Genomic DNA, 25,599 nt, shown 5'->3' on the forward strand with positions numbered 1-25,599 from the left:
CTGGCTCAAGAGGCTTTGCTGGTTTTCTTGCGGGCTGCGGGCCGCTTGGGCTTGGCCGCGGCCTTGTCAGCAGGTTTTTCTTTTGCTGCGGGCTTGCTCGCTTTGCCTTTACTGGCACCCCCCTTGCCCGCCAGGCTGCGTCGCAGCAAGTCGGTGAGGTCAATGACGTCGGCACTTTTGCGCTCTTCCTCGGCCGGATCCGTCTCGACATCCTCGATCTCGCCTTCGTCTGCCTTGGTTTTGACCAGGTGCATGATCTTTTCCTGAAAAGTGTCGCGGTACTGCTCAGGCTGCCAGTCGGCGCTCATGTCCTTGACCAGACGCTTGGCCATGTCGCGTTCGCTCTTGTTCAACTGTACGTCCGTCACTGCGTCGCTCAGTTCCAGCGTGTCCAGCTCACGCACGTCGGCAGGCCAGCGCAGGATCACCATGACCAGCGCCGACTCCAGCGGCATGACCGCCGCCAGGTGTTCGCGGGTATGCAGCACGACATTGGCCAGCGCCACCTTTTTGGTGTCGACAAGGGTTTCGCGCAGCAGCGCATAGACTTTTTCGCCGCGTTTATCCGGGGTCAGAAAATAAGGCGTGTCGATGTTTTGCAAAGGAATCTGCTGGCTGTCGACAAAGGCGAATATGTCGATGGTCTGCGTCGATTTGGGGTGCGCGGAGCGAATTTCCTCTTCGCTGAGTACGACATAACGATCCTTTTCGTACTCCACGCCCTTGACGATATTTTCGCTGGTGACCTCCTTGCCGGTGACCTTGTTGATTCGCTTGTAGCCAACCGGGTCCATGCTGCGCTTGTCGAGCCAGTCAAAGTCGACACTGGTCGACGTTGTCGCCGACACCAATGCGACCGGTATATGCACCAGCCCGAAGCTGATTGCGCCCTTCCAGATTGCCCTTGCCATGGTCTGACTCCTGTTGATCCTGAAAAAGTGACTGGACCGGTCGAACAAAAGTTTCGACAGCCTGACGAGTGCCGGAAAATCCGCGCAGGCGCAGCCCGTTTTTCATCTTGGCAATCTGACTGTCAACGTTTTGGCTTTTGGTGCGAACTGTATTAACGGGATGCTTACAGCCGTCAAAGCCTTGTAGTAGAGGGGTTCGCGCAAAGAGAATCAGGATTTTTCAAGTCACATATGCGTTTAAGATCTAAAAATATGGTTTAACGTTCTTTTGCGGAATAAATAAGACGTTCTATAAATGGCCCCACCCCGAACGCTGTTGGCGAACTGTCTGCGAATCAACAGTTGGTCCCGTCAGCTTTCACTCAGCTGATCACTCCCAAGGATTTGTCATGAACGTTTTCTGGTTTCTTCCGACTCACGGCGACGGCCATTATCTGGGCACGACAAAGGGCGCACGTCCCGTCACCCTCAATTACCTGAAACAGGTGGCGCAGGCCGCCGATGACTTGGGCTATTACGGGGTATTGATTCCGACCGGTCGCTCTTGCGAAGACTCGTGGGTCATCGCCTCGGCACTGGTGCCATTGACCGAGCGTCTGAAGTACCTGGTGGCGATCCGTCCGGGAATCATCTCCCCTACCGTCTCGGCACGCATGGCGGCCACGCTGGATCGTTTATCCGGCGGCCGACTGCTGATCAACGTGGTGACTGGTGGCGACCCGGACGAGAACCGTGGCGACGGCAGCTTCCTCGATCACAGCGAACGCTATGAAGTCACCGACGAATTCCTGAAGATCTGGCGTCGCGTATTACAGGGCGAAGCAGTCGACTTCGAAGGCAAGCACCTGCGCGTGCAGAATGCCAAAGCGCTGTATCCACCGATTCAAAAGCCCTATCCGCCGCTGTACTTTGGTGGCTCTTCCGATGCCGCGCATGACCTTGCGGCCGATCAGGTGGACGTTTACCTGACCTGGGGCGAACCTCCGGCAGCTGTGGCCCAAAAGCTGGCCGATGTGCGTGAACGGGCAGCCCGCAAAGGTCGTACCGTGAAGTTCGGCATTCGCTTGCACGTCATCGTGCGCGAAACCAGTGAAGAAGCCTGGAAAGCCGCCAGCACATTGATCGAACACATCAGCGACGAAACCATCGCTGCGGCCCAGAAATCTTTCTCGCGCTTTGATTCCGAAGGTCAACGCCGTATGGCTGCGCTGCATGACGGACGCCGCGACAACCTGGAAATCGCGCCTAACCTGTGGGCGGGCGTGGGTCTGGTTCGTGGCGGTGCTGGCACGGCACTGGTCGGCAACCCGCAGGAAGTCGCGGCACGCATCAAGGAATACGCAGACCTGGGCATCGAGAGCTTCATTTTCTCGGGCTACCCGCACCTGGAAGAAGCGTACCGCTTTGCCGAACTGGTCTTCCCGCTGCTGCCTGAGCCTTACGCCAGCCTCGCCGGGCGCGGCATCACCAATTTGACGGGCCCGTTCGGCGAAATGATCGCCAACGATCTGCCCCCGCAGGCCAAGTGATGTCAGGGCAACTGCTGACCTTACCGCACTCGCCTGCGCTGGCGACCTCGATCAGAGCCACTGCGCAGGTATTCGAGGACCCCAAATCCAAGGATCTGCTCGCTCACGTACGCCAGGTGGCGCCCAGCGATGCCAGCGTACTGATCATTGGTGAAACCGGCACTGGCAAGGAACTGGTGGCACGGCACGTCCACGAACTGAGTGCCCGTCGCGACAAACCGTTCGTGGCGGTCAACTGCGGAGCATTCTCCGAGAACCTGATCGAGGCCGAGTTGTTCGGCCACGAGAAAGGCGCCTTCACCGGCGCGATCAGCGCGAAGGCGGGCTGGTTCGAAGAGGCCAATGGCGGCACGCTGTTTCTCGATGAAATCGGCGACCTGCCCATGACTCTCCAGGTCAAGCTGCTGCGCGTACTTCAAGAACGTGAAGTGGTCCGCCTGGGCTCGCGCAAGAGCGTGCCTATTGACGTGCGGGTGCTCGCAGCCACCAACGTACAACTGGAAAAAGCCATCAATGCCGGGCATTTTCGCGAGGACCTTTACTACCGCCTGGACGTGGTCAATCTGGAATTGAGCCCGCTGCGCGACCGGCCCGGCGATATCCTGCCGCTGGCCCGGCATTTCATAGAGGTCTACAGCCAGCGTCTGCGCCATGGCCCGGTGCGCATCAGCGCCGAAGCCGAGCACAAGCTCAAGACCTACAGCTGGCCAGGCAATATTCGCGAGCTGGAAAACGTTATTCATCACACCTTGCTGGTCTGCCGCGAAGGAGTCATTCAGCGTGACGACCTGCGCCTGTCGAACCTGAGGATCGAGCGTCAGGACGAGCAGAATCCGGCTGACGAGTCAGCCGAACAGTTGCTCAATCGGGCGTTCCAAAAGCTGTTTGAAGAACAGGCAGGTGCCTTGCACGAGAAGGTCGAAGACACGTTGCTGAGGACCGCGTATCGCTACTGCCATCACAACCAGGTACACACCGCCAGCCTGCTGGGCCTGACCCGCAACGTGACACGCACTCGTCTGATCAAGATCGGTGAGCTGGCGGTCAACAAACGCAGGCCGGGTGAAAATATACAGGGCGACCGGATGCTGCATTTGTCGGTGTGAAGGTCCAGACCGGTGACGCGGAGCGTCATGAACGGCATTCCCACGCTGGAGCGTGAGGAACGAGCGCTGTCCGCAAGAACGCTATCGTGCCGATGCTCCGCGTGGGTATGCCTTTCTGGACGCTCTGCGTCCTCTCCTGATCACGCGGCGCTTCACGACAAACGCATCGCCAGAGCCTTGGCCTGAATCGCCACGTCGGTCACTGCGGTGCTTTCCCACCACATGCCGCGCAGTGGCGGGCCCATGGCGAACAGGCGTGACGAGCAGTGACCTTGCGCGTCGAGCACCGCGCCACCGGCGTCGGCAGCAATGCCCAGCGCAAGCGGTCCGGGCTGAATCAAACCTCGCAGCAGCAATTGCCGAGGCAACGGGCGATCCACGCGTCGCCAGTCGTACTCGATGCCGGTGGAGTTGATCAAGGCATCGCCAACGATCTGCGTCGGTTCGCTATCACCGCGCCGACGCACGCTGATCTGCACCTGGCCTGACGGCAGGCTCGCAACAGCCTGCAACGAAGCGGCGTCAATGCTCAGCCGACCTTGCCTGATCAGTTGCGCCAGCAGTGCGGCGCTGGGTGGCGGCGAGCGATGGTGATGACTCTCCCACCATGGCCGTACATGACGGACAAACTGGCGGCGCTGCCTGTCACTGGCCTGATTCCACAGCCTGCCGACGTTGGCGCGCACGGTGTCCAGCGGGGCCTGCCAGTCAATGCCGCTTTCGATGGCCAGCTCGCACTGCTCGCGCACCTTGCGTACCAGTTGGCGAGTGCTGCGGATACTCGGGTCCTGCGCCAGGAAATCAGACCATTCCGGGGGCTGGCGCCGCACATGGGGCAGCAGGCCATGCCGGGAATAGATCTGAATCGGCCCGCGGTGCCCGGCCTTTTCCAGTGAGACCAGCGCATCGACCATGGTCAGCCCCGAGCCAATGATCAACACCCTGGACTGTGCATCGAGCTGTTGCATTGCCTGTACATTCCAAGGGTCCAGCGCTGCCGCGTTCAGTGCGTTCGACTCACGCTGCGGTGTGCGTGAAGCGGCGTACATACCGGTCGCCAGCACGGCCCGACTGCCACGCAATAGACGACCGTCGGCCAGCGTCACGCTCACGCCGTGTTCATCGATCTGTACATCGACCGCTTCGCCGGGCACATGCGTTGCCGTCGAGCCAAACACCTCGCCAGCGCCACGGGCTTCACGCAATCGCTGCTGGACATAAAGCCCGAACACACCGCGCGGCGGGAACAGCTCGGCGACCGGGACCTTCTGCGCGGCCGCTTCAGGCCAGCCGCCCTCGGCCAGATAGGCCGTCAGCCAGCGCGTGAGGTCGTCCGGGTCATCGGGGTCGACGCTCATGCGCGCCGCATTGCCATTGAGCGTATGGCCCGGCTCTGTTGCGCTGTAGGCCTCGCCCCGGCCAAGCTCGCTGCGGGTTTCGATGATCAGGATCCGGCGCTGGCCAGGCCTGCGTAGCAACTGCGCCGCCAGCATGGTGCCGCTCAGACCGCCGCCGATGATCAGAATGTCAGCTGTCTGGTTAGGGTCTTCACTCATCGAACAGCGCCTCGGTCAGTTGCGATAAAAGAACAGGAAGGTCAGAGCACGACGTTACGCACAAAGCGCAAGGGCACGTCAGCCTCATTGCAATAGCGGTGCGGCTGATTGCTGGGGAACATGAAAAACTCGCCTGGACCGATCTGTTGCACGGCCGCAGGATCGGAGAGGCGCAGAGTCAGATACCCTTCTACGATATACACCTGCTCACTCCAGCCGTCCGGATCGGCTTCCGAGACATAGGCATCGCCGGGCTCCAGGCAGAACTCCCACAGCTCGACTTCCCGGCGGGCAATCGCTCGGGCCAGCAGCACGGCCTTGCTGCCAGAAATCGTACCCGCCCAGGCCAGTTCGTTGATACGGCTGTAATCACGATTTTCGGGGGCCTGGATCAGATCGCTGAACGCCACCTCCAATGCTTCTGCTACCCGGTCCAGCGTCGCCAGACTGACGTTTTTCTCTCCCGCCTCGATAGCGACCAGCATGCGGCGGCTGACCCCGGACTTTTCTGCCAGGGCGGTCTGGCTGAGGTCAGCGCAGTTGCGCAAACGCCGTACGTTCTGGCTGACGTGCTGCAACACGGCTGGGCGCGGGGAATTTTCTTTGTGCATGGTGGTGCTCACATCAAACCGTTGCGCATTATACTGCCCAATTCGAGACCATTTTCAGGGTGCTCAGCCTCTCATCAGGCGCATCGTCATTTATAGCCGTTCACAGGAATCTGGAGCTGACATGAAGTCTATCAGCCGATTACCCCGCATCAGCAAGGCAGAAGCCGTTCTGATTCTGATTACCATGCTCTGGGGAGGCACTTTTTTACTGGTACAGCATGCGCTGACCGTCAGCGGCCCCATGCTCTTCGTCGGTCTGCGTTTCGCCGCAGCGGCGCTTATCGTAGCGCTGTTTTCAATGAAGGTGCTGCGCGGACTGACCTTTCTTGAACTCAAGGCCGGCGTATTCATCGGCACCGCGATCATGCTTGGTTATGGCTTGCAGACCATTGGACTGCAAACCATCCCAAGCAGCCAGTCCGCCTTCATCACAGCGCTCTACGTACCCTGCGTGCCTTTATTGCAATGGTTGGTGCTTGGCCGTCGACCGGGCCTGATGCCGACACTGGGCATCCTCCTCGCCTTTACCGGGCTGATGCTGGTATCAGGGCCGCAAGGTGCTTCTCTGCAACTCAACTCCGGCGAGATCGTCACGCTGATCAGCGCGGTGGCCATCGCCGCCGAGATCATCATGATCAGCGCCTATGCCGGCAAGGTCGATGTGCGGCGGGTCACCGTGGTGCAGCTGGCAACCGCCTCCGCCCTGGCCTTTCTGATGATCGTGCCGACTCAGGAACGCTTGCCGGATTTCTCCTGGCTGCTGGTGCTTAGCGCGGTGGGACTTGGCGCGATGAGTGCGATTATCCAGATCGCGATGAACTGGGCACAGAAAAGTGTTTCGCCTACACGCGCCACCGTGATTTATGCCGGTGAACCGGTCTGGGCCGGGATTGTCGGAAGACTTGCCGGGGAGCGCTTGCCGGGTATCGCCCTGCTGGGCGCAGCACTGATTGTGGCCGGGGTGATCGTCAGCGAAATGAAGCGGCGTTCTGCCCCCGGTGAACAGAGCCTTGCTGAAGAAGATGGCATGCGCAAAGCCGAGTGAACGGCGGCTATTGTGCGCCGTGAAACACATGTCCCGTGACAACTTTTTGCTGTCTTAAAAACAGCAGACACTTTTTGTAGGAAATTTCGGAAACAGTCCCTTTGGTATCGGGGTGTCTGGCACGTATGATGCTTGACATTCCCCTGCAGATTAGAAGCCTATGTCCCTGATAGTTCTACTGCTTCTGCCTTTCATCGGCAGCTGTCTGGCGGCCTTTTTGCCGCACAACGCGCGTAACGCAGAATCGTTTCTGGCCGGTCTGGTCGCCCTCATCGGCGCTATCCAGATGGCATTGTGGTTCCCGCAGATCGCCGACGGCGGCGTTATTCGCGAAGAGTACTTCTGGCTGCCGAGCCTGGGGATGAACTTCGTTCTGCGTATCGACGGCTTCGCCTGGCTGTTTTCGATGCTGGTGCTGGGCATTGGTGCGCTGGTCTCGCTCTACGCCCGCTACTACATGTCGCCAGATGATCCGGTACCGCGTTTCTTCGCGTTTTTCCTGGCTTTCATGGGCGCCATGCTCGGCCTGGTGATGTCCGGCAATCTGATTCAGATCGTGTTTTTCTGGGAGCTGACCAGCCTGTTCTCGTTCCTGCTGATCGGCTACTGGCACCACCGCGCCGATGCACGGCGCGGCGCTTACATGGCGCTGATGGTCACCGGTGCGGGGGGGCTGGCGCTGCTGGCCGGCATGATGATCCTCGGCCATGTGGCCGGCAGTTACGACCTGGACCGTGTCCTGGCCTCCGGCGACGCGATTCGTGCGCATGCCCTGTACCCGGTGTTACTGACCCTGATTCTGATCGGCGCGCTGACCAAAAGCGCCCAATTTCCCTTCCATTTCTGGCTGCCCCACGCAATGGCCGCCCCTACACCCGTGTCGGCGTATCTGCATTCGGCGACCATGGTCAAGGCCGGGGTGTTTCTCATGGCACGAATGTGGCCTGCGTTGTCCGGCACTGAGCAATGGTTCTGGATCGTCAGCGGCGCAGGTGCCTGCACGCTGATTCTGGGTGCCTACGCGGCCATCTTCCAGAATGATCTGAAGGGCCTGCTGGCCTACTCGACCATCAGTCATCTGGGCCTGATCACGCTGTTGCTGGGCCTCAACAGCCCGCTGGCTGCGGTAGCTGCGGTCTTTCACATTCTCAACCACGCGACCTTCAAGGCCTCGCTGTTCATGGCCGCCGGGATTATCGACCACGAGAGCGGAACGCGAGATATCCGGCGTCTCAGTGGGCTGGTGAAGCTGCTCCCCTACACCGCAACATTGGCGATGGTCGCCAGTGCATCGATGGCAGGCGTGCCGCTGCTCAACGGGTTTCTGTCCAAGGAAATGTTCTTTGCCGAAACCGTGTTCATTTCCGCCACTGCCTGGGTCGAAATTGCCTTGCCAGTGATCGCGACCATCGCCGGGATATTCAGCGTTGCCTATTCGCTGCGCTTCACGGTCGATGTGTTTTTCGGTCCGGCCGCCAAGGACCTGCCGCACTTGCCGCATGAGCCGCCGCGCTGGATGCGTGCGCCGGTAGAACTGCTGGTGCTGACGTGCCTGATCGTGGGGATTTTCCCGGCGCAATCGGTCGCTCCCCTGCTCGCCGCCGCTGCGCGTCCGGTAGTCGGCGGAACATTGCCCGAATACAGCCTGGCGATCTGGCACGGCTGGAACCTGCCGATGGTTATGAGCCTGGTGGCGATGGCTGGCGGTATCATCCTGTATCTATTGCTGCGCAAACCTCTCAAGCACGAGCGCATTACTGCCCCGCCGCTGGTGGGCAGACTCAACGGCAAGCGCTTTTTTGAACGCAGTCAGGTGGTGATGATGCACTGGGCGCGGCGTTTCGAGCGCAAGGTCAGCACTCGTCGCTTGCAGCCGCAACTGTTTCTGCTGGTACTGGCAGCCGTACTGGGCGGCTTCATACCGATGTATTTCAGTGGCCTGACCTGGGGCGACCGGCCGAAGATTCCGGGCTCCGGGGTGTTTGTCACGCTTTGGCTTATCGCAATTGCCTGCGCAATAGGTGCAGCCTGGCAAGGCAAGTATCACCGTCTGGCAGCACTGGTCATGGTCAGCGTCTGCGGCCTGATGACCTGCATCACCTTCGTCTGGTTCTCGGCACCTGATCTGGCGCTGACTCAACTGGTCGTGGAGGTAGTGACGACGGTACTGATCCTGCTCGGTCTGCGCTGGCTGCCGCGACGCAATGAAGACGTCGCCCCATTGAGCGCGCGCCTGCGCGCTCGTACCCGGCGAATACGCGACTTCGGGCTGGCGGTTCTTGTCGGCCTGGGTATGGCGATATTGTCCTACGCCATGCTGACCCGTCAGACACCCAACGCTATTTCGTCCTTTTACCTGAGCCGCGCGCTGCCTCAGGGCGGTGGTACCAACGTGGTCAACGTGATGCTGGTGGATTTCCGCGGCTTCGATACGTTCGGCGAAATCACCGTGCTGGCGGCGGTAGCCCTGACAGTGTTTGCCCTGTTGCGACGCTTCCGCCCGCCGAAGGAAAGCATTCTGCTGCCCACACAGCAACGCCTGCTGGCCCGTGACGTGGTGACTGATCTGGTTAACCCGCGCAGTGCCAGCGATACCGCACTCGGTTTCATGATGGTTCCGGCAGCGCTGGTGCGATTACTGTTGCCGATTGCCTTCATCATCTCGATGTACCTGTTCGTTCGTGGTCATAACCAGCCAGGTGGCGGATTTGTGGCCGGTCTGGTGATGTCGGTGGCGTTCCTTCTGCAATACATGGTGGCAGGTACCCAATGGGTCGAGGCGCAAATGAGCCTGCGCCCGTTACGCTGGATGGGCACAGGCCTGTTGTGCGCGGTTCTGACCGGAGCCGGCTCCATGGTGCTGGGTTATCCGTTCATGACTACGCACACCGCGCACGTCGATTTGCCGGTTCTGGGCGATATTCACATTGCCAGTGCGCTGTTCTTTGATGTCGGCGTGTACGCCGTGGTCGTTGGCTCGACGCTGCTGATCCTCACCGCACTGGCCCACCAGTCGGTGCGCAGCCACCGTCCGACGCAACTGCCCAAGCCCGTTGCCAACCCGCAAGGAATCCTCTGATGGAAGAAGTCATTGCAATCGCCATCGGCGTGCTGGCCGCCTCGGGCGTCTGGCTGATCCTGCGCCCACGCACCTTTCAGGTGGTCATGGGGCTGTGCCTGCTGTCCTACGGGGTCAACCTGTTCATTTTCAGCATGGGCAGCCTGTTCATCGGCAGAGAACCGATCATCAAGGACGGCATTCCCCAAGACCTGCTCAATTACACTGATCCACTGCCGCAGGCGCTGGTACTGACCGCCATTGTCATCAGCTTCGCCATGACCGCGCTGTTTCTGGTGGTATTGCTCGCCTCCAGAGGCCTGACCGGCACCGACCATGTAGATGGCCGGGAGCCCAAGGCATGAGCTGGATGAATCAATTAATCATTGCGCCGATCCTGCTGCCGTTACTGACCGCAGGGCTGATGCTCTGGCTGGGCGAAAAGCATCGGCCGCTCAAGGGACGTATCAATCTGTTTTCCAGCATCCTCGGGCTGGGCATTTCCGTGGTGCTGTTTTTCTGGGTGCAGCACAGCGGCAGCAGTGGTTCGATCGGTGTCTACCTGCCAGGCAACTGGGGTGTGCCGTTCGGTATCGTGCTGGTGGTAGATCACCTATCGGCACTGATGCTGGTGCTGACCGGCATAATCGGTGTCTGCGCCCTGTTGTTCGCGCTGGCGCGCTGGGACCGGGCCGGTGCCAGTTTCCACGCACTGTTCCAGATCCAGCTTATGGGGCTATATGGCGCATTCCTGACCGCCGACCTGTTCAACCTGTTCGTATTCTTTGAAGTGCTGCTGGCAGCGTCATACGGCTTGATGCTGCATGGCTCCGGCCGGGCGCGGGTGTCGACCGGCCTGCATTACATTTCGATCAACCTGCTGGCTTCGTCGCTGTTCCTGATCGGCGCTGCGCTGATCTACGGCGTAACCGGCACGCTTAACTTCGCCGATCTGGCGATCAAGATCCCGCAAGTGGCAGAGTCCGATCTGGGCCTGCTGCATGCAGGCGCTGCCATTCTGGCCACGGCATTTCTGGCCAAGGCAGGTATGTGGCCGCTGAACTTCTGGCTGGTCCCGGCCTATTCGGCAGCCAGCGCGCCGGTAGCGGCCATGTTTGCGATCATGACCAAAGTGGGCGTTTACACCCTGCTACGCCTGTGGACACTACTGTTTTCCGGTCAGGCCGGGGCCTCGGCATTCTTCGGCGGCGACTGGTTGATCTACGGCGGCATGGCGACGATTTTCACAGCTGCTATTGCAATCATCGCTGCCCAGCGCCTGGAGCGCCTCGCCAGCCTGAGCATACTGGTATCAGCGGGCATTCTGCTGTCAGCGGTCGGTTTTGCCCAGCCGAGCCTGACTTCGGGTGCGCTGTTCTACATGGTCAGCTCGACGCTGGCGCTGAGCGCAATGTTCCTGCTGGGCGAATTGGTCGAGCGTTCCCGCTCGGCCAACGAGATCCCTCTGGAGTACGACGTGGATCAACTGCCCCGCACCCTTGAGTCGCTGCATCCGCCACCCGGCACCAACCTGGACGACGAGCAGAAAGTCGTAGTCGGTCAGGTCATACCCATGACCATGGCATTTCTGGGCCTGAGCTTTATCGCCTGTGCGTTGCTGATTATCGGCATGCCACCGCTATCGGGGTTCATCGGCAAACTCACGCTGCTCAGCGCGTTGATGAACCCGCTGGGGCTGGACGTCGCGCAGGACGAAGCGCTCTCGACCCCGGCATGGATGCTGATCGGCCTGCTGATCTTCTCCGGGCTGGCGTCGCTGATCGCTTTTTCCAGGCTTGGCACACAGCGCTTCTGGACACCACACGAGCGCCCTTCGCCGATGCTGCGACGCAATGAATGCTTGCCGATCATCATCCTGCTGGGCCTCTGCGTTGCGCTGACATTCAAGGCCGAGCCCTTGTTGCGCTATACCCAGGACACCGCCGCCGCGCTGCATGAGCCCAAGCAGTATGTGCAGTCGGTCCTTGCCACACGTCCGATACCCGGCCCTACCAGCCAGGAAATCAGTTCGGAGGGGCAGCCATGAAGCGCCTGTTTCCGGCTCCTCTGCTTTCTCTGGCACTGTGGCTGTTGTGGCTGGTGCTGAACCTGTCGATCAGCCCCGGCCACCTGCTACTGGGTGCGGTGCTGGGCTTGCTCGCGCCCTTGCTGATGGCACCGCTGCGCCCGCTGCCGGTGCGCATCCGCAAACCTGGCACAATCCTGAAGTTTCTGTGCCTGGTCGGGTGGGATGTGGTGGTGTCCAATCTTCAGGTCGGTTTGAGCGTATGGCGGCTCGAAAGTCGTCCGCCACGCTCGGCTTTCGTGCGTATCCCGCTGGACCTGCACGATGCCCATGGCCTCGCCGCGCTGGCGATGGTCACCACGGTCGTACCCGGAACGGTATGGTCGGAACTGGCGCTGGATCGCAGTGTGCTGCTGATGCATGTTTTTGATCTGGAGGATGAAGCGCAATTCATCGAACACTTCAAGACCACCTATGAGCGACCGTTGATGGAGATCTTTCAATGAGTGCATTGCTCGACAACGCGATCCTGATCAGCCTGCTGATCTTCGCCCTGGCGATGGTGATCACCCTGCTGCGCCTGCTCAAGGGTCCCTCAGCCCAGGACCGGGTGCTGGCGCTGGACTACCTGTACATCATTGCCATGCTGATGATGCTGGTGCTCGGCATCCGTTACGCCAGTGACACGTACTTCGAAGCAGCCATGCTGATTGCCCTGTTCGGCTTTGTCGGCTCCTTCGCTCTGGCCAAATTCCTGCTGCGCGGAGAAGTGATCGAATGACCGGACTGCCGAACACCGTGCCCTTCTGGGCTGAGATACTGACCGCCGGGCTGCTGATCGCCAGCAGTCTGTTTGCCTTGACCGGTGCCCTCGGGCTGCTGCGCCTCAAGGACTTCTTCCAGCGCATGCACCCGCCAGCCCTCGCGTCGACGCTGGGCGCCTGGTGCGTTGCGCTGGCGTCGATCATCTATTTCTCTGCACTGAAGGCAGAGCCGGTGATTCACGCCTGGCTGATTCCGGTGCTGCTGGCAATCACCGTGCCTGTGACCACGCTGCTGCTGGCACGTACGGCGCTGTTCCGTAAGCGCATGGCCGGTGACGATGTGCCCGCAGAAGTCAGTAGCGGCACTGGCAATGGAGAATCGGCAGGCGGCTGAATCTTCAGCCTGGCCAGCGTTACTCGCTGGCCTTGAAGGTCAGCTCGCCCTTGCGCCATTTGGCGGCCTTGCCGACTGCGCCTTTGAGAACCTTGCTCATACCGGTCTGCAGCTGCTCTTTTGCGGCAAACACCATGACCACAGCCTGACCTTCCTTGAACACAATGCCGTGGCCTTCTGGGATATCGACGAATGCATATTCGCCCAATCCATACACAGTCATTTTGATTTCACGGAATTTCAATTCGAGCTTGCCGCCTTCACGGCTTGGCAATACCGACGCGCGGAAATGATCGCCCACCTTGAGCTCCAGGCGCGGCTTGTCGTCGACGACCAGAGCGGTTTCGGTGTCGATTTCAGCGATATAAATACCTTCGGCTGACTGCTCGGTGATGTAGACAAAACGGGACTGAAACTGCTTGACCAACTGTGCGCGGAGATCGCCGAGCACGAACAAGGCATGGGTATCCAGATTACTTACAGCCAAAGTACAAACCCTCAAACATAAAAATGAGGCTGCCTGATGTCAGGGCAGTCAAGAAAGTGGTTAATCCATAGACCGCGTCAAGCGACCGGATTTTTTCCGGCACGCTGCACGCGGAAGCGCTGAAAACGCCACCGCAAACCTTGTGCAGGCGGGTGGCGGATTCTACCGGCTCATGGCAGCTACGGGATATATACCTTTTGTACACTGCAGTGTCGCAAAAGCGCTGGAGCCCTGAAACCGGCGGCCAGCTTGACCACGACTTAAAGGCTGGACGGGTTCCAGCCAGGCGATCAATGTGCATTCGGCGATACTGGAAACATATCACTTGTAGGCAGAGCACAAAAGGCCATCTTCTCATAAGGCCAAATGCATCGAACTCTTGCGTGCGTCGGCCACTCCCATAAGAACTGATGAAGACGGGGATATCCCCCGGCGAGGAGATGACATGGAACAGACTACAACGACCATCAACGACCTGTTCGCCCAATTGGCACTGGATTCGGACGATGAGAGCATCGAAGCGTTCATCGCCAGCCATCCCCTGCCTGACGACGTGAAGCTGATTGATGCCGACTTCTGGACGCCGCGGCAGGCTGACTTTCTCAAGGAGCAGCTGCATGAGGATGCCGAATGGGCGATGGTGGTCGACGAACTGAATGTGCGCCTTCACAAAAAGCCCGAGTGAACCACTCGGGCGTTGATTCCTATTGCGGATAACCGGGCTGGCCGACATTGGGGTGCAATGTCCTGCCACCCGGTTGCGGGGCATGCACAAAAACAGCGTCACTAAAGGTGCCCATTCTGCCGACCACTGCGTTCCAGTGCGCAGACTGATGGATATAGCGCCAGCGCAATAGCTGCTCTTCATGACTGTCCAGTAAGTAAGGCCCGCCTCGCGCATAATCGATCAGGCGGGCTGAAATGCCTTCGAGCTCGGGAGGAAGCTGAAATTCAGGGCTGTTCGGCACCGGGTCGAAAGGTACCCCCTCATCACAGGCCAGTGCATGCATGACCTGTAACGACACCCTCGACAAGTGACCAAAGACCTGGCGGTTCATACCCACTGCAGTAACGATCGTTTTCATGCCACTCAGGTTTTTTCTGCACGGGTAACATTTGCTTTCGCAGGTCTGAACCCTCAGAAATGCCTGTCTGTCCAGCGGGTCGATCCAGTCATCCCGGCTCATGGCACTTAACAGGGCCTGGGCGTTCTTCCAGCAAGGCGCCGCCTCACATGGGCTGTCACGGTTGACCAGGCTGCTTTGCGGACGCGTGAGCAACACGCTTTCTTCCATCTGAGGAGGATAACCACCGCCGATATCGGAATGGGCACCGGGTAAAACGATTTCTTTCGGCCATTCCGGCAGGACGCTGTTAAGCGCGAAGTTGCGCCGTGATTCATCACGAGCAACCAGATGCAGCACCTGTTGGGCACAACCCGGCGGCAGGTACAGATTGACCCTCCTGTTGCTCGCGTACCGGGTATTACCCATATCCCTGAAACTGCCGATGGCGGCGACCGTGTCGAACAGGCCGATAACCTTGAGCTGTACACTGCCGTTGCGCCAGCTGAAATGCTCACTCAGCCTGACTTTGCGGCTTTGAAGTATCGGCTCAAGCATTCCTGCCCGCTGTTTCAGGATTTCGTTGGCCAGGTGCCTGGCCGACGCAGCCCCTCGACTGAAGCCGAATACGTCCAGTTCAAGCGCTTCCAGTACACAATCCGGGTTGTCGTGTGGAAATGCCTTCAATACCGTTTCAAGCTTTCTGAATGCATTTTCCACTTTGCATATCACACCAGTGGTGCCACGGCCGAAACTCTGTCCCGGCCATACCGAATCACGCCCGCCGGAGGTAGTACCCGCCCCGCTTACATAGATCGGGTAGTACACCTTCAAGCCTGCACTGTCATTTTCGGCAACACGTTGCAGCCGATAAAGATCAACCAGCCTGGCTATATTACTCAGATCATTACTATAACTACTGCCAGGATGAACATGACGACCCGCACACTCTTTAATGTGCTGACCATCATTCATTTCAATCAGTGCCTGACAGTCAGCCCCGATCTGGCTGTTGACGCGATTATTTCCCGTGCCGTCGAAGAAAATTCCGATCCGTGCGGTAACACGCCGCGTTACCACATCCGAGATTGCTGCTGTTTGTTCGACACTCCATTTATCGTTCATATCTTTTCCATCCCTAGAGGCAGGCCAAGAAAAGGCCGCACTTAAATCAAAACGTAAATAACGTTGATTTAAACAGCTTGCTTAAAGACGGTGATCAGTCAAGTCATGCAGCGCGTATTCAGAGTATTCCTACAACTTCTGTCGTCAGGTATTTATTATTTATAAACAAACACCTACACGTTTGTGCAAACGGGTTTCAGAACCCGCAATTTCACCAAACAGAAAAACCAACCGGGCAGGTTATTTAATACTTGATCTAACCTGAGCCGCCTGTTTTAAAGAATCAGCGGCTTTGCGGTTTGTACCCAAGGCGCAGACCACCCCAATGTCGCCCGTTGACCACAATAGGCACAGACAGGTCGTGCATCAGTTCGCCGGTGTCCCGGGTGTAGGTTTGCAGCAGAACAGGCTGTTGATGGCTGCCGCAGCGAATGCCGGTACGATCATCAAACTTGCGCTTGCTTCGATTACGCGCATTGTCCACCGTCGCATCGCCGGTCAAAGGCTGACTGAAAGCGTTGTTGTGCGTCGGCACATACCCTTGCTGCGTGCAGGCAATAGCGAATACCAGACCTTCATGGCGCGAAAGCAACGGTTCTTGCAATGCCGGCAATACTTGATCGGTGTAACGATCAAAACGCGTGGTAAAGCGGGTGGGTGAGGTATTGGGGACGGGTTTGTAGTTGCGATCAAACAAGTCATCCAGGCTGACGCGCCCCTGCACAATGTCAGCCTCGAATTTTTCCGCGATCAGCCGCGCACCTTCGCGGGCCAGGTCGTAAATACGCTGGTGATAGTCATCCAGACCGACCTGAGCCAGCCGCTGGCTGATGGTCTCGGCCTGCCCCTCCATCTGTACTGCGGCTTTGGCCAGTTGCCGGGTTTGTTCATCGCTGACGGCAAGATCACTGCGCATGTGCTCGACGGCATCGAACAGGCTGGCCAACTGGTCCTGGTTGCTCCTCGCGCCTTGAGCAATTTCGCTGACCTGGCTTTCCACCTCGATCGCAAGCCGGGCGATATTGCCCAGATGCTGTCCGGTCAGCTCGACCTGCTCGACCCCCGCATCGAGATCAGAAGACAGCTCGCGAATCTGCTCCACCACCTGTGCGGTGCGTTGCTGGATATCGGCCACCATCTGCCCGACTTCCCCGGTAGCACTGGCAGTACGGCCCGCAAGCCCGCGTACTTCGTCAGCGACCACCGCAAAACCGCGCCCGTGCTCACCTGCCCGGGCAGCTTCGATGGCCGCATTGAGCGCCAGCAGGTTGGTCTGGCTGGCGATAGATTGAATGACCAGCGTCACACGCTGGATTTCTTCACTGCGCTGGCTCAACGCCTCGATCAACTCACGACTGCCGACAGCACGCTTGCTCAAGAGGTGCATGCGCTCGATAGACTCATTCAGAACGCCGCTTCCTGATTCGCTGCGCTGGCGCGCCTCACTGGCTGCAACCAATGCCTGTTGACTCAACTGGGCAGTCTGCTGCTCGGTCGCAATCATCTGTTCGGCGCTGTTGACTATCTGTCCGGCAGCACCCAGCTGCGACTGCACCTTGCCCGCCAGTTGCCCGACAGAAAATGCCACCTGAGCGGCCGACAATGCGTTGTGGCTAGTGGTGCGCGACAGGTCGCGGGTCAGCAGCGCGATATCACTGTCACTTGCCTCGACTTGCAGGCCAGGCTGCCTTCTGCGCAACAAAAGCGGCAGCCAGGCGACCAGCAGCGCTGCGGGAATGACGATATAAAGAGACAAACCGATAACGCTCATTGCGGCGAAGAGCAGGCACAACACGACACTTTGCACCGCTGGCACCCACCACTTCGACGCAGCGCCGCGAGCATCGGCCAGTGGTAATCCGGCTGCCATGGATAGGTTCTCGGCCATGCTGCGTCACCCCATCGGTATTTATCATTATTACGTTTATTAAACGCTAGATAACGGCCTTATGCCATGCCCCGTTGGTCGTAGCGAGCAATACGTTTTGGACAAATTCCGGGCACAACAAAACCGGGAGGCAATCGCTTGCCTCCCGGTTCGGTCACTCAGCTGCTGCCTGCGTATCAGGCCTGGCGCTGGTGCTTGTCGATCTGCTCGTGGCGCTCTTGCGCCTCGATGCAATATTTGGTGGTCGGGCTGATCAGCAGACGCTTCAGGCCGATTGGCTCACCGCTGTCATCGCACCAGCCGAAGGTATCGTCGGCAATACGCGAGAGGGCCATTTCCAACTGGGGCAGCATGCGCTGGTCGCGGTCGATCACATTGACCAGCCAGTGACGCTCCTCTTCAACCGAAGCGGCGTCTGCAGGATCGGCAGGCGTGTCCAGGCTCTCGATCGCAATACGGCTCTGCTCGATTCGCTCGTGGATCTCGACCTTCATGCCCTGCAACAGCTCGACGAAGAAAGCGTGCTGCTCGGCGTTCATGTAGTCATCGGCCGGCATGGCCAGCAACTTTTCCTTTGTCATTTATTTCTCTATAAAAAAACGTGCATTGAGGAGCGGCTTGACGTTGCCGTGCAAACCAATAATCTCCAAGCGCCACCTGGCACTCAATTTACGAGGGGCGGCAGTCTAAGGCCGGCTAGCGGGCTCGGCAACACAATTGAAGGATTTTTGTACAACAATTGCCGTAAAACCCTTGAAATGCGGGCGAAAGACCCGGCCAGCATGCTGCTTGATGAGGCTCTGACCTGCTGACAGCTAATCGGTTCCTGCAACATTCAACGCACAAAAGGGCCTGAAAAGGCCCTTTGATGCAGATTATTGAATATCAGCGCTTGGTCTTGCGCTTGTTGCGATATTGATCGATTACCACCGCCACTACAATGATCAGGCCTTTGATAATGTCCTGAACATAAGCGTCTACGCCGACAAAGGTGAAACCACTGGCCATTACGCCGAGAATCAGCGCACCGATCACAGTGCCGGTGATTCGCCCTACTCCACCGGACAGGCTGGTGCCGCCGATGACTGCGGCAGCGATAGCGTCCAGTTCATAGGACATGCCCATTCCGGCCTGCCCGGTTGCGGCACGTGCCGAGGCAACCACCCCTGCCAGCCCGGCCAGCAGCCCGGCGATGCTATAGACGATAACCAGGTGGCGCTTGACGTTGATCCCGGAAGTACGCGCAGCCTGCATGTTGCCGCCGATGGCGTAGGTGTATTTGCCGTACTTGGTGTAACGCAGGGCAATGTGGAAGATCACCGCCACCACCAGAAAGATGATCACCGGCATCGCGCCCTGTCCGATAGCCGTGTAGGAGTCAGAGAGCATGCTCACCGGCTGACCTTCGGTGTAGAAGCGCGCCAGGCCACGCGCGGAGACCATCATGCCCAGCGTGGCAATGAATGGCGGAATACCGGTTATGGCAATGATGCTGCCGTTGATGGCACCCGCCAGCAGCCCGACTCCGAGCCCGACCACGATCGGAATCCACACGGGCAGGTCGGTCAAGGAAGGAAATACTGCCCGGGAAAAGTCCGAGGTTTGCGCCAGGCTCGCGGCAATCATCGCTGACAGTGCCAGCACCGAACCGGACGACAGGTCGATGCCTGTGGTAATGATCACCTGAGTCACGCCGATGGCCAGCAAGCCGATGATCGACACCTGAAGAATCATCAGTACCAGACGCTGGGAGTTGAGCAGAAAGCTCTGATCACGGACGATCCAGCCAAACAGCTCAAAGATCAGACCGATACCGATCAGCACCAGAAAAATACTCAGCTCGGTTGGCAGCCGCCGTTTGTTCCTGGTCGGTGCCAAGGCTGGTTTGTTTTGCGAAATCGCGTTGCTCATGTTCGTTCCCCTTTTGTTCTTCTTCTACCGAGCCCTGTAGTGCGAACTCAATGAACCTTGTGGCCGGAGGCCAGATGCATGACTTTTTCCTGGGTCGCTTCGCCTCGATCGAGGATGCCCATCATTTCGCCTTCGTGCATGACCATCACCCGGTCGCTCATACCGAGGACTTCCGGCAGCTCTGAAGAGATCATGATGACGGCCATGCCTTCACTGGCGAGCAGGGAGATCAGGCGATAGATTTCCGCCTTGGCCCCTACGTCGATGCCGCGGGTGGGCTCATCCAGAATCAGTACCCGGGGATTGGTCATCAGCCAGCGTGCCAGCAACGCCTTCTGCTGGTTACCGCCCGACAAGGTGTCGATGCACTGCTCCAGTGACGGGGTCTTGACCCGAAGTTTTTTGCACATGTCCTCGCACAGCGCACGCAGTGCCTTCTGTTGCACGAAACCGTTGCCGGCATAGTTGGCGAGCACGGCCATTTCCATGTTTTCCATCACCGACAGGCATGGAAACAGCCCAGTCAACTTGCGGTCTTCCGTCAACAGCGCAAAACCCAGTTCAATGGCCTGATGCGGGTCGGCAATGTGTACCGTAGTGCCATCAAAGCGTACCTCGCCGCTGTCGCTGGGGGTTATGCCGAACAGGGTCTCTGCCACATTGGTCCGGCCCGACCCCATCAATCCGGCAATGCCAAGAATCTCTCCGGCACGCAAATCGAAACTCACGTCCTTGAAAATGCCGTTCAGGCACAGGTTGCTGACTGAAAGCAGCACTTCGCCTGGCGGCTTTTCCCGCTCGGGAAACAGTTGGGTCAACTCACGCCCCACCATCATGGTGATCAGGCTGTCGCCGTCCATACTTTCGGCGCGCTGCAGGCCGATATAGGCGCCGTCGCGAAAAACCGCTACTTCGTCGGCAATCTCGAAGACTTCGTTCATCTTGTGGGTGATGTAGATGATGCCTTTACCCTGAGCGCGCAGGTCGTTGATGATCGAAAACAGGTGAGCGACTTCGGTTTCGGTGATGGCCGAAGTCGGCTCATCCATGATCAGCACGTCCGAGTTATATGACACAGCTTTGGCGATCTCGACCATCTGCCGCTCGGCGATACTCAGGTTGCCCACCAGGTCTTCGGGATCGAGCCTGATGCGCAGGCGCTCCAGCAGTTCGGCAGTGCAGCGGTGCATTTCCCGGTGATCGACCATGTGCAGACCGTTGAGCTGTTCGCGACCGATCCAGATGTTCTCGGCGATGCTCATGAACGGCATCAGGTTCAGCTCCTGATGGATCATCGCAATGCCGGCCTGAAGGGCCGAAAGTGGCGTCTCGAAGCGAATCGGCTTGCCACGCAAACGGATTTCGCCCGAGTCCGGCTGGTAGATGCCAGCGATGATTTTCATCAGCGTTGACTTTCCGGCACCGTTCTCGCCCATCAGCGCCAGCACGCTGCCGGGGCGCACACGCAGTTGGACGTCGTTGAGCGCGATGACACCGGGGAAGCCCTTGCTGATATGGCTGATTTCAAGCAGATAAGGCGGCTGGGCATCCGGCGTCGGGCTATCGCTGTCACTGGACGGCAGATCGCGTTGTGCGGGCGGGTTGGCAGTAGCTGAACCGAACATGATCACAACTCCTCAAGCGGCAGGCTGCGGGAGGAACGATCCTCCCTGGCCTGCCGATTGCTGTTATTTGAAGGTGGCGACGTTTTCAGGCGTAATCAGGCGATAAGGGATGATGATCGCCTGGGGCTCGACCTTTTCCTTTTTCGCCATTTTCACGGCGGCATCAATCGCCCCGTCGGCCTGGCCCTTGGCGTCCTGAAAAACGGAGACTGCGAGGTCGCCCTTGGTAACGGCGCTGAGCCCGTCTGGTGTACCGTCGACACCGGCGACTAACACGCTGCCTTTATCCACATCCACGCCTGCCTGCTTCAGCGCCATCGCCGCGCCAATGGCCATTTCATCGTTGTTGGCCAGCACCGCGTTGAATTTACGGCCCTGGGTAAGCCAGTCGTTGGTCAGGTCCATGCCCTTCTGGCGTAGCCAGATGCCGGTCTGCTCCTGATCTATCTTGATGTCCGGGTACTTGGCCAACACCTCCTTGATGCCCTTGGTGCGGTTTTGCGTGGAGTTGTTGGCCAGGTCACCCAGAAGAATCATGACACTGCCCTTGCCTTTCAGTTTGTCGGCGATGTATTGCGCCTGAAGTCGACCTGCCTCCATGTCATCCGACGTAACGGTGGCGACGCCTGCTGGCAGTTTCGGATCGTCAGGGCGGCGATTGACGTAGACCAGCGGGATGCCGGCGGCGACCGCGTCCTTGGTGATCCGTGCAGTGGCAGCGGTGTCGACAGGATTGACGATCAGGGCGTCGACTTTCTTGTTGATCAGGTCCTTGACCTGGTCGAGCTGTTTGTTGACGTCCGCGCGGGCATCGACGAACTGCAGGTCCACTTTCTCGGTCGTGGACATGGCTTTGGCCTTGGCATTCATGTCGTCACGCAGGTAGGTCAGCCAGGTGTCATCGAACTGCGACATGGCCACACCGATCTTGATATCGGCCAAAGCTGCACCGCTGCCCAACATCAGCGCCATGGCCAATGAGGTCAAAGCAATCTTGGTCTTCATGAGGATCTGTCTCCAAATTATTGTTGTTCGGATGCAGCGAATCAGCGTGACAGGCGGATCCCGGTCGCTCCGGGAATGCAGAACAGTTGCGCGTCCTTGTGTTGCACGCACATGCCACAGGCAACGATTGTGAGAAATCGCTCCATGGTCCGAATCCAGAATGAAGAGGTGGCAGAACGCTTGGCGGTGAGGCCAGAGGTAGGGGTTTTCATCGACAGTACCTATCTTTTGTTTTGTTTTTGTTGGTGTGCATCTCGTGACTTGAAAGACCTTCAAAGCCCGAGTGATTCGATAGTCGGTAACCTGAAAAAGACTCTATTGGAAAATATTTTCCAATTCAACTGATTTTAGAATTTTATTCCATTTCATTTTTATTCGGCTGCACATACGACAAAGCCCGACGCTTGTCAGGCGTCGGGCTTTGTCCGATGGCAGGCTTGAATGTGCAGCGTGGCACGCGATGATTACAACACCACAACCCGCCCTTCACTGGCGCTCAAGCGAGCTGCATCCATGACCTGTGTCGATGCGATGGCATCATGAGGATCAACCGGATTACCGCCCTGCTCGTCAACGGCGCTCTGCAACAGGCGGTAGAACTCAATCCAGCAACCGCGCTCCGACGGCACACGCTCGCGATGGTCACCCTGCTCGAACCAGCCCCAGCGCCGATGCTCTTCGACACCCCAGCGCTCGCCCTCGGACCGTGGCGTGAGGCCGGCAAACGCAGCCTCCTCCTGACCGTCCAGCCCTTCGACGCTGTAACAGCCCTTTGATCCACTGACCCTGAAACGCGGCTTGGGGGTATTTTGCAGACAACTGCCTGACAGGTGCGAAGTCACACCGCTGGCATGCCTCAAGGACACGAAGAACGTGTGGTCCAGTTCGTCTTGCGGCGTAGCGAACTGCAATTCTGCATACACCCGCTCGACCGGCCCGAACAGTACCAGTGCCTGATCCACCAGATGACTGCCCAGATCACGCAGCATGCCACCACCGCTGGCCTTGCCTACCGAGCGTGGCGAATAGCGCTCGATGCTGGACTCGAAACGGCTGATCTGCCCCAGCGTCTTGTTGTCGATCAACTTGCGTACGGTGAGGAAGTCGGAATCCCAGCGCCGATTCTGATAAACGCTAAGCAGCACGCCCCGCCGTTCGGCCGCTTCCACCAGCTCGCGCGCCTGGGCGGCGTCGCTGGCAAAGGGTTTGTCGCTGACCACCCCGACGCCCAGCTCTATCGCTTCAAGGATCAACGCTCGGCGCGAAGCCAGGGGCGTGGAAATCATCACTACATCTACCCCGGCAGCGACCAGCTCGGCCAGCGTGTCAAAAGTTGCCACGCCGGGATGATCGTTGACCACTTCCTGTTTTCGCTCGGGTGAACGGGTGACAACGCCTGCAAATGTGGCACCGGGCAAACTCGAAATCAGCGTTGCATGAAAGTAACGCCCGCCTTTGCCGTAGCCCACCAGCCCTGCTCGCATGGATATCTCCTGTAGTCCATGAACCTCATGGCCGCAGCCATCGGTCGTGTATTGGATGCCACCGTTTCAACGAAGCAGCTCGCTTTTGACCCGCTCCAGCATGAATCGGCTCGATTCATCTGCACGCTCCTCCCAGGCAAATACGGCCACTGTGGCAATACCGTCGAAATCAATGTCCCGCAATGTCGAGAAGAACGCGTCCCAGTCCACCTCGCCCTGCCCGATGTCCAGATGCTGATGCACCGTTGCCGTGACGCCAGGCGGGTTGACGATGTAGCGCAGGTTGGACGAAGCCCGGTGATTATAGGTGTCGGCAATGATCAGGTGGGTGAGCTTGTCACCTGCGTACCTCAGCATGGAGGCAATGTCCCCCACGCCATCATCGTAGAAAAAGGTGTGTGGCGCGGCATACAGGTAATTGATCCAGTCCCGGTCCAGGCCGCGAATGATGTCTACTGACTCGTTGTTGCGTTCGCAGAAGTCATAAGGATGGGCCTGGATATCGAGCCGGATGCCTTCTCGCTCGAAGTGCGGCATCAGTTCATCCATGGATTTCATGAACTGGTTTTCGCACACCAGTGCATGATCAGATTGCCCACTGAACTCTGTGTTCATCAGGTCGCAGTCCATTTCCACGGCCACCTGAATGGCGCGTTTCCAGTTGCGCACCGCTGCAATACGCAAGTCTTCATCCGGCGCAGCCCAGTGGTACAGCGGCAGCAGCGAGGAGAGCTTCACACCGGCATCGCTCAGGGCTTTGCGAAACTCCCTGATCCGCGCACGATCCACGCGCGGGTACTTGTAGAACGGCATGAAATCTTCGCGCGGTGAAAGCTCTATGTAGTCGTAGCCCAGCTCCGCCGCCTTATCGACCATCGCACCCAGCGACAGGTGGCGATACATGTAAGGATCCAGTGCGATGCGCATGATGCCCTCCTTTTTATTGTTTGAAAAACAACCCGACTCCAGATACCTCTGTCAGTCATAAAACGCGGGACGCATCTCCAGGGCAATCGGTACGACCGCTCCGCTGTTCTGCGCCTGAACACAGGCATCGGCGGCCACCGCAGCGGCATAACCGTCCCAGGCAGAAGGCCCGTAAATCGTGCCCGCGTTGACGCCATCGATGAAGTCCTGCAACTCGACGTCATAGGCAGCAATGAACCGGTCTTTCCAGTCCATCAGGATCGCGTTGGACAATTTCGCTTCGCTACGCAACTGCACCTGAGAAGGCTCAGGCAGTTTGGCAATGCCGCTCTCGCCGACCACTTCACACTGGATGTCGTAGCCGTACTGGCAGTTGACGAACACTTCGACGTCGATGCGCGTGCCTCTGGCCGTTTCCAGCATCACAATCTGCGGATCTTTCATGTGCGCAAGGGCCTTGCTGGTCTTGCGCGGGAACACCACCTGTACCGACACATAGTCATCGTTGAGCAGCCAGCGCAGCACATTGAGCTCATGAATCAGCGTGTCGGTGATCGCCATGTCGGTCTTGTAGTTCTCGCCGACCCGAGGGTTGCGGTGCGCACAGTGAAGCATCAGCGGTTCGCCGATTCGGCCGCTGTCGATCACCGATTTCAGGGCGCGATAGCCCTGATCATAGGGGCGCATGAAGCCCACTTGAACCAGACGCCTGCCGCTGGCGATCTCGGCCTCGACAATGTGCCGGCAACCCTCGGCGGTAACGGCCAAAGGCTTTTCGCAGAACACCGGCTTGCCTGCGGCAATGGCCGCCAGCACGTACTCTTCATGGCTGGGGCCCCAGGAACAGACCAGCACCGCTTCGACGTCGGGCGCGGCAATCAGCGCGTGGCCGTCGGCATACACTTCGGCACCGATGTCCAGCTCGCGCACCACTTTGGCTGCCTGCTCCAGGTTGATGTCGGTGACGGCTACCACCTCACTGCCAACCAGCGTCTTGCTGCAACGCCGGATATGATCCTGACCGATTGCGCCTGTACCGATCACACCGAGTTTCAATGCCATTTTCATGTTCCTTTTTTTATT

General features: G+C 58.7%; 24 protein-coding genes. 10 read left to right on the forward strand and 14 right to left on the reverse strand.

Features of this window, described 5'->3' with window-relative positions:
* Positions 1-5: 5 nt before the first annotated feature.
* Positions 6-911 (reverse strand): Ku protein, encoded by a 906-nt coding sequence (locus tag RYA97_RS23010; protein ID WP_005744432.1) that lies wholly within the window; start codon positions 909-911, stop codon positions 6-8.
* A 389-nt stretch (positions 912-1,300) separates the two neighbouring features.
* Here RYA97_RS23010 and ssuD point away from each other — a divergent pair, with 389 nt between their 5' ends.
* Positions 1,301-2,440 carry an FMNH2-dependent alkanesulfonate monooxygenase gene (gene ssuD, locus RYA97_RS23015; protein WP_002554062.1) on the forward strand — a complete coding sequence of 380 codons (1,140 nt, stop codon included), beginning with the start codon at positions 1,301-1,303 and terminating at the stop codon, positions 2,438-2,440.
* On the forward strand, positions 2,440-3,546 hold the full coding sequence (locus RYA97_RS23020; RefSeq protein ID WP_005744433.1) for a sigma-54 interaction domain-containing protein: 1,107 nt from the start codon (positions 2,440-2,442) through the stop codon (positions 3,544-3,546). The genes ssuD and RYA97_RS23020 overlap by 1 nt, the downstream gene beginning before the upstream one ends.
* Before the next feature lie 152 nt (positions 3,547-3,698).
* Here RYA97_RS23020 and RYA97_RS23025 read toward each other — a convergent pair whose 3' ends face one another.
* Entirely contained in the window at positions 3,699-5,102 is a 1,404-nt protein-coding gene (locus tag RYA97_RS23025) for an FAD/NAD(P)-binding protein (protein WP_005780669.1), read from the reverse strand.
* A gap of 41 nt (positions 5,103-5,143) precedes the next feature.
* Positions 5,144-5,713: a helix-turn-helix domain-containing protein gene (locus tag RYA97_RS23030; RefSeq protein WP_004665725.1), complete on the reverse strand. Its 570-nt coding sequence runs from the start codon at positions 5,711-5,713 to the stop codon at positions 5,144-5,146.
* A 121-nt stretch (positions 5,714-5,834) separates the two neighbouring features.
* On the opposite strand from RYA97_RS23030, the gene RYA97_RS23035 reads away from it, so the two are divergent.
* From RYA97_RS23035 to RYA97_RS23065, 7 genes are all read left to right on the forward strand, one after another.
* Positions 5,835-6,758, forward strand: coding sequence for a DMT family transporter (locus RYA97_RS23035; RefSeq protein ID WP_005744435.1), 924 nt, complete (start codon positions 5,835-5,837; stop codon positions 6,756-6,758).
* A gap of 160 nt (positions 6,759-6,918) precedes the next feature.
* Entirely contained in the window at positions 6,919-9,837 is a 2,919-nt protein-coding gene (locus RYA97_RS23040) for a monovalent cation/H+ antiporter subunit A (RefSeq protein WP_005780667.1), read from the forward strand.
* Entirely contained in the window at positions 9,837-10,181 is a 345-nt protein-coding gene (locus RYA97_RS23045; protein WP_002554068.1) for a Na+/H+ antiporter subunit C, read from the forward strand. Before RYA97_RS23040 ends, RYA97_RS23045 begins: the two co-directional genes overlap by 1 nt.
* On the forward strand, positions 10,178-11,863 hold the full coding sequence (locus RYA97_RS23050; RefSeq protein WP_005780665.1) for a monovalent cation/H+ antiporter subunit D: 1,686 nt from the start codon (positions 10,178-10,180) through the stop codon (positions 11,861-11,863). Before RYA97_RS23045 ends, RYA97_RS23050 begins: the two co-directional genes overlap by 4 nt.
* Positions 11,860-12,348: a Na+/H+ antiporter subunit E gene (locus RYA97_RS23055; protein WP_005732668.1), complete on the forward strand. Its 489-nt coding sequence runs from the start codon at positions 11,860-11,862 to the stop codon at positions 12,346-12,348. The genes RYA97_RS23050 and RYA97_RS23055 overlap by 4 nt, the downstream gene beginning before the upstream one ends.
* Complete coding sequence (locus tag RYA97_RS23060; RefSeq protein ID WP_002554071.1) at positions 12,345-12,623, forward strand: K+/H+ antiporter subunit F; 279 nt, start codon at positions 12,345-12,347, stop codon at positions 12,621-12,623. Before RYA97_RS23055 ends, RYA97_RS23060 begins: the two co-directional genes overlap by 4 nt.
* Positions 12,620-13,000, forward strand: coding sequence for a Na+/H+ antiporter subunit G (locus RYA97_RS23065; RefSeq protein WP_002554072.1), 381 nt, complete (start codon positions 12,620-12,622; stop codon positions 12,998-13,000). The genes RYA97_RS23060 and RYA97_RS23065 overlap by 4 nt, the downstream gene beginning before the upstream one ends.
* Positions 13,001-13,019: 19 nt before the next feature.
* Here RYA97_RS23065 and RYA97_RS23070 read toward each other — a convergent pair whose 3' ends face one another.
* Positions 13,020-13,487 carry a hypothetical protein gene (locus RYA97_RS23070; protein ID WP_002554073.1) on the reverse strand — a complete coding sequence of 156 codons (468 nt, stop codon included), beginning with the start codon at positions 13,485-13,487 and terminating at the stop codon, positions 13,020-13,022.
* A 445-nt stretch (positions 13,488-13,932) separates the two neighbouring features.
* Between RYA97_RS23070 and RYA97_RS23075 the strand changes: the two genes are divergently transcribed.
* Positions 13,933-14,172 carry a DUF2789 domain-containing protein gene (locus RYA97_RS23075; RefSeq protein WP_002554074.1) on the forward strand — a complete coding sequence of 80 codons (240 nt, stop codon included), beginning with the start codon at positions 13,933-13,935 and terminating at the stop codon, positions 14,170-14,172.
* Positions 14,173-14,191: 19 nt separating this feature from the next.
* Here the strand turns inward: RYA97_RS23075 and RYA97_RS23080 are convergent, their stop codons facing one another.
* The 10 genes from RYA97_RS23080 to RYA97_RS23125 form a co-directional block, all read right to left on the reverse strand.
* Positions 14,192-15,676: a T6SS phospholipase effector Tle1-like catalytic domain-containing protein gene (locus tag RYA97_RS23080; RefSeq protein ID WP_005780662.1), complete on the reverse strand. Its 1,485-nt coding sequence runs from the start codon at positions 15,674-15,676 to the stop codon at positions 14,192-14,194.
* 283 nt (positions 15,677-15,959) lie between these two features.
* Positions 15,960-17,564, reverse strand: coding sequence for a methyl-accepting chemotaxis protein (locus RYA97_RS23085; RefSeq protein WP_010197581.1), 1,605 nt, complete (start codon positions 17,562-17,564; stop codon positions 15,960-15,962).
* Positions 17,565-17,740: 176 nt separating this feature from the next.
* Positions 17,741-18,145 carry a TraR/DksA family transcriptional regulator gene (locus tag RYA97_RS23090; protein ID WP_002554078.1) on the reverse strand — a complete coding sequence of 135 codons (405 nt, stop codon included), beginning with the start codon at positions 18,143-18,145 and terminating at the stop codon, positions 17,741-17,743.
* A 304-nt stretch (positions 18,146-18,449) separates the two neighbouring features.
* A complete protein-coding gene (locus RYA97_RS23095; RefSeq protein ID WP_002554079.1) occupies positions 18,450-19,475 on the reverse strand; it encodes an ABC transporter permease in 1,026 nt (341 codons plus the stop codon).
* A 47-nt stretch (positions 19,476-19,522) separates the two neighbouring features.
* Positions 19,523-21,100, reverse strand: a complete 1,578-nt coding sequence (locus RYA97_RS23100) for a sugar ABC transporter ATP-binding protein (protein ID WP_005744444.1) — start codon at positions 21,098-21,100, stop codon at positions 19,523-19,525.
* A gap of 63 nt (positions 21,101-21,163) precedes the next feature.
* Entirely contained in the window at positions 21,164-22,105 is a 942-nt protein-coding gene (locus RYA97_RS23105) for a sugar ABC transporter substrate-binding protein (protein ID WP_004665734.1), read from the reverse strand.
* Between the two features lie 41 nt (positions 22,106-22,146).
* Positions 22,147-22,317 carry a hypothetical protein gene (locus tag RYA97_RS23110; protein ID WP_155276221.1) on the reverse strand — a complete coding sequence of 57 codons (171 nt, stop codon included), beginning with the start codon at positions 22,315-22,317 and terminating at the stop codon, positions 22,147-22,149.
* Positions 22,318-22,569: 252 nt separating this feature from the next.
* On the reverse strand, positions 22,570-23,589 hold the full coding sequence (locus RYA97_RS23115) for a Gfo/Idh/MocA family protein (protein WP_005780654.1): 1,020 nt from the start codon (positions 23,587-23,589) through the stop codon (positions 22,570-22,572).
* 66 nt (positions 23,590-23,655) lie between these two features.
* Positions 23,656-24,516 carry a sugar phosphate isomerase/epimerase family protein gene (locus RYA97_RS23120; RefSeq protein ID WP_005780652.1) on the reverse strand — a complete coding sequence of 287 codons (861 nt, stop codon included), beginning with the start codon at positions 24,514-24,516 and terminating at the stop codon, positions 23,656-23,658.
* 51 nt (positions 24,517-24,567) lie between these two features.
* The gene (locus tag RYA97_RS23125) at positions 24,568-25,578 is read right to left on the reverse strand and encodes a Gfo/Idh/MocA family protein (protein WP_005744448.1); all 1,011 of its coding nucleotides are present in this window, start codon (positions 25,576-25,578) and stop codon (positions 24,568-24,570) included.
* Positions 25,579-25,599 lie beyond the last annotated feature (21 nt).

The organism is Pseudomonas syringae group sp. 26L6, from assembly GCF_032587815.1.
Lineage (GTDB): Bacteria > Pseudomonadota > Gammaproteobacteria > Pseudomonadales > Pseudomonadaceae > Aquipseudomonas > Aquipseudomonas amygdali.

Excerpts from the sequence above, each read along its gene's own strand:
- RYA97_RS23010 (WP_005744432.1), bottom strand. The coding sequence starts at position 911 with ATGGCAAGGGCAATCTGGAAGGGCGCAATCAGCTTCGGGCTGGTGCAT.
- ssuD (WP_002554062.1), top strand. The coding sequence starts at position 1,301 with ATGAACGTTTTCTGGTTTCTTCCGACTCACGGCGACGGCCATTATCTG.
- RYA97_RS23020 (WP_005744433.1), top strand. The coding sequence starts at position 2,440 with ATGTCAGGGCAACTGCTGACCTTACCGCACTCGCCTGCGCTGGCGACC.
- RYA97_RS23025 (WP_005780669.1), bottom strand. The coding sequence starts at position 5,102 with ATGAGTGAAGACCCTAACCAGACAGCTGACATTCTGATCATCGGCGGC.
- RYA97_RS23030 (WP_004665725.1), bottom strand. The coding sequence starts at position 5,713 with ATGCACAAAGAAAATTCCCCGCGCCCAGCCGTGTTGCAGCACGTCAGC.
- RYA97_RS23035 (WP_005744435.1), top strand. The coding sequence starts at position 5,835 with ATGAAGTCTATCAGCCGATTACCCCGCATCAGCAAGGCAGAAGCCGTT.
- RYA97_RS23040 (WP_005780667.1), top strand. The coding sequence starts at position 6,919 with ATGTCCCTGATAGTTCTACTGCTTCTGCCTTTCATCGGCAGCTGTCTG.
- RYA97_RS23045 (WP_002554068.1), top strand. The coding sequence starts at position 9,837 with ATGGAAGAAGTCATTGCAATCGCCATCGGCGTGCTGGCCGCCTCGGGC.
- RYA97_RS23050 (WP_005780665.1), top strand. The coding sequence starts at position 10,178 with ATGAGCTGGATGAATCAATTAATCATTGCGCCGATCCTGCTGCCGTTA.
- RYA97_RS23055 (WP_005732668.1), top strand. The coding sequence starts at position 11,860 with ATGAAGCGCCTGTTTCCGGCTCCTCTGCTTTCTCTGGCACTGTGGCTG.
- RYA97_RS23060 (WP_002554071.1), top strand. The coding sequence starts at position 12,345 with ATGAGTGCATTGCTCGACAACGCGATCCTGATCAGCCTGCTGATCTTC.
- RYA97_RS23065 (WP_002554072.1), top strand. The coding sequence starts at position 12,620 with ATGACCGGACTGCCGAACACCGTGCCCTTCTGGGCTGAGATACTGACC.
- RYA97_RS23075 (WP_002554074.1), top strand. The coding sequence starts at position 13,933 with ATGGAACAGACTACAACGACCATCAACGACCTGTTCGCCCAATTGGCA.
- RYA97_RS23080 (WP_005780662.1), bottom strand. The coding sequence starts at position 15,676 with ATGAACGATAAATGGAGTGTCGAACAAACAGCAGCAATCTCGGATGTG.
- RYA97_RS23085 (WP_010197581.1), bottom strand. The coding sequence starts at position 17,564 with ATGGCCGAGAACCTATCCATGGCAGCCGGATTACCACTGGCCGATGCT.
- RYA97_RS23090 (WP_002554078.1), bottom strand. The coding sequence starts at position 18,145 with ATGACAAAGGAAAAGTTGCTGGCCATGCCGGCCGATGACTACATGAAC.
- RYA97_RS23095 (WP_002554079.1), bottom strand. The coding sequence starts at position 19,475 with ATGAGCAACGCGATTTCGCAAAACAAACCAGCCTTGGCACCGACCAGG.
- RYA97_RS23100 (WP_005744444.1), bottom strand. The coding sequence starts at position 21,100 with ATGTTCGGTTCAGCTACTGCCAACCCGCCCGCACAACGCGATCTGCCG.
- RYA97_RS23105 (WP_004665734.1), bottom strand. The coding sequence starts at position 22,105 with ATGAAGACCAAGATTGCTTTGACCTCATTGGCCATGGCGCTGATGTTG.
- RYA97_RS23110 (WP_155276221.1), bottom strand. The coding sequence starts at position 22,317 with ATGAAAACCCCTACCTCTGGCCTCACCGCCAAGCGTTCTGCCACCTCT.
- RYA97_RS23115 (WP_005780654.1), bottom strand. The coding sequence starts at position 23,589 with ATGCGAGCAGGGCTGGTGGGCTACGGCAAAGGCGGGCGTTACTTTCAT.
- RYA97_RS23120 (WP_005780652.1), bottom strand. The coding sequence starts at position 24,516 with ATGCGCATCGCACTGGATCCTTACATGTATCGCCACCTGTCGCTGGGT.
- RYA97_RS23125 (WP_005744448.1), bottom strand. The coding sequence starts at position 25,578 with ATGGCATTGAAACTCGGTGTGATCGGTACAGGCGCAATCGGTCAGGAT.